This window comes from uncultured Parasphingopyxis sp. (genome assembly GCF_937129435.1).
Taxonomy (GTDB): Bacteria; Pseudomonadota; Alphaproteobacteria; order Sphingomonadales; family Sphingomonadaceae; genus Parasphingopyxis.
The window spans coordinates 1-2459 of the sequence record NZ_CAKZNF010000019.1; the positions used below are offsets into that span (position 1 = coordinate 1).

At 58.5% G+C, this 2459-nt stretch carries 3 protein-coding genes and 1 pseudogene; 3 read left to right on the plus strand and 1 reads right to left on the minus strand.

Features of this window, described 5'->3' with window-relative positions:
- Window positions 1-244, minus strand: a pseudogene (locus tag Q0139_RS04000) (mechanosensitive ion channel family protein); the annotation flags it as partial.
- A gap of 90 nt (window positions 245-334) precedes the next feature.
- Here Q0139_RS04000 and Q0139_RS04005 point away from each other — a divergent pair.
- From Q0139_RS04005 to Q0139_RS04015, 3 genes are all read left to right on the plus strand, one after another.
- Entirely contained in the window at window positions 335-1495 is a 1161-nt protein-coding gene (locus Q0139_RS04005; RefSeq protein WP_298017747.1) for an acyl-CoA dehydrogenase family protein, read from the plus strand.
- An 86-nt stretch (window positions 1496-1581) separates the two neighbouring features.
- Complete coding sequence (locus Q0139_RS04010) at window positions 1582-1881, plus strand: septum formation initiator family protein (protein WP_298017753.1); 300 nt, start codon at window positions 1582-1584, stop codon at window positions 1879-1881.
- A 273-nt stretch (window positions 1882-2154) separates the two neighbouring features.
- Window positions 2155-2459: thiamine pyrophosphate-dependent enzyme (locus Q0139_RS04015; RefSeq protein ID WP_298017757.1), on the plus strand; the 305-nt coding region annotated here is incomplete at its 3' end.

Below are 2459 nucleotides of genomic sequence, written 5' to 3' on the forward strand. Positions count from 1 at the left end.
ACACCACGATCATCGCGATCAACAGGCCGAGAATCCAGATGCCGAGCTTGATAACGGTCTGGATTAGCGTGCGAAGCGATGCTCTCAGATCGGTTCTGCCCACCGCCTTGTCGGCCACGCTGACAGCCACTTTGGCGACGATTGCGGTCACAATGATGATCGCCAAGGCAATCGCGAGCGAGGGTAGGGCGCGAACGAATTCCGTGCCCATGGCGTTGAGTTGGTCGATCAGAGTGTCGAGCATATTATTGATGTCCCGTGATATTTTTCTAAGGCTGGACTCTCCCTAAACCTAGGGGCAAGCAGCCCCCGCGCAAGGGTAAGAGAGAAATCAATGCAGTTTGAAACCGAGGAATTGGCCGAAATTCGCCGCGCTGTGCGGGCGCTTTGCGAGGACTTTCCGGGCGAGTACTGGCGCGCCAAGGACGCCGCGCGCGACTATCCGGGCGAGTTCGTCGATGCGCTGACCAAGGCAGGCTTCCTCGCCGCTCTCATCCCTGAAGAATTCGGCGGTAGCGGGCTCAGCCTCGATGCGGCAGCCGTGATTATGGAGGAAATCCAGGCGACCGGCTGCAATGGCTCCAGCGCGCATGCGCAGATGTATATCATGAACACGCTGCTTCGTTACGGATCGGATGAACAGAAGCGCGAATATCTGCCGCGCATTGCCACCGGCGAGCTGCGGCTTCAGGCCTTTGGCGTGTCCGAGCCGACCAGCGGGACCGATACGCTCAGCCTGAAGACCCGCGGGGTGAAAGAGGGCGACGAATATGTCGTCAGCGGCCAGAAGATCTGGACGAGCCGCGCCGAACATTCGGATCTCATGCTGCTGCTGGCGCGCACGACGCCGCGCGATCAGGTCGAGAAGAAGACCGAGGGCTTGTCGATCTTCCTCGTCGATATGCAGGCGGCGCTGAAAAACGGCATGAGCATCAAGCCGATCCGCACGATGATGAACCATTCGACTTGCGAGGTTTTCTTCGACGATCTGCGAATCCCTGCGAGCAGTCTGGTGGGCGAGGAAGGGAAGGGATTTCGCTACATTCTGTCCGGCATGAATGCAGAGCGCATCCTGATCGGGGCAGAGTGTATCGGTGATGCCAAATGGTTCATCGAACAGGCCAAGTCCTATGCCAGCGACCGCAACGTCTTTGCGCGCCCGATCGGCCAGAACCAGGGCATCCAGTTCCCCATCGCGCGTTGCTATGCCCAGATGCGCGCTGCGGAATTGATGGTCCATCACGCCGCGCAGGTTTACGATCAGGGCGGCAATCCGGGCGCAGAGGCGAATATGGCGAAACTGCTTGCTTCGGAAGCGAGCTGGGCGGCAGCCGACATGTGCGTGCAAACCTTCGGCGGTTTCGGCTTTGCCGAGGAATACGACGTTGAACGCAAATTCCGCGAAGCGCGACTCTATATCGTCGCGCCGATCTCGACCAATCTCATCCTGTCTTATCTTGCAGAGCATGTATTGGGGCTTCCGCGCTCCTATTGAACGGGAATTTCGCGCATCCACCGCATTTCGCTTGCGGTGCAGGGTTAACTATGATTCTGTGGCAACAGAACACGGGGCTAATTTTCATGCGTAAACCACCAAGGGACCATATCAGGCAGGGCCTCGCGCTCGCGTTGCTTGTCGCCCTGACGGTGAGCGCGATTGCCGGGCCTACGGGGCTGCTCGCATGGGCTGAAAATGCCGAAGCGCTCGAAGCGCGTCAGGCCCGCATCGCCGTGCTCACCGAAAAGCGCGATGCGCTCAAGAACCGGGTCGAACTGCTCGATCCCGATGGCGCCGACCCTGATCTGATCAGCGAGCTCGTCCGACAGGACCTCGGGGTTATTCACCCTGACGAGATCGTCATCACGCTCGAAGACGAGTAGGCAATTCCGCGCAATCGCGGTTTCCCAAACCTTGAATATTAACCGTTTTGGCTAAAACGCACGGGTTTCGTCCGGTTGACGTTGCGTAACCCGAACCGTGCCGACTATAGCAACAGGAGCAGAGGAGAAGACGCGTGGCGCCTGCTCGTCTGGCTGCCTGAAATACCGGATTAAGGATCACCCAACTTGGCCAAGAAACCCGCAACAGCGAAGCCCGCCGCCAAACGGACAACCAGCGCAAGCAAAGCGAAGTCGCCCGAAGCGCAGGCACCCTTGGATGATCCCGATTTCATCCTTCACTCGTTGCAGGAAGAGTTCGAGGCAAAGAAGAGCTTCGATGCCAGTGACGAACAGATGCTTGAATTCTACAAGCAAATGCTGCTCATCCGCCGCTTCGAGGAAAAGGCCGGCCAGCTTTATGGGCTCGGCCTGATCGGCGGTTTCTGCCACCTCTATATCGGTCAGGAAGCGGTCGCCATCGGGCTGCAATCGGCGCTCGATAATGATCGCGACAGCGTGATCACCGGCTATCGCGATCACGGCCACATGCTCGCTTATGGCATCGATCCCAAGGTCAT

Excerpts from the sequence above, each read along its gene's own strand:
- Q0139_RS04005 (WP_298017747.1), top strand. The coding sequence starts at position 335 with ATGCAGTTTGAAACCGAGGAATTGGCCGAAATTCGCCGCGCTGTGCGG.
- Q0139_RS04010 (WP_298017753.1), top strand. The coding sequence starts at position 1,582 with ATGCGTAAACCACCAAGGGACCATATCAGGCAGGGCCTCGCGCTCGCG.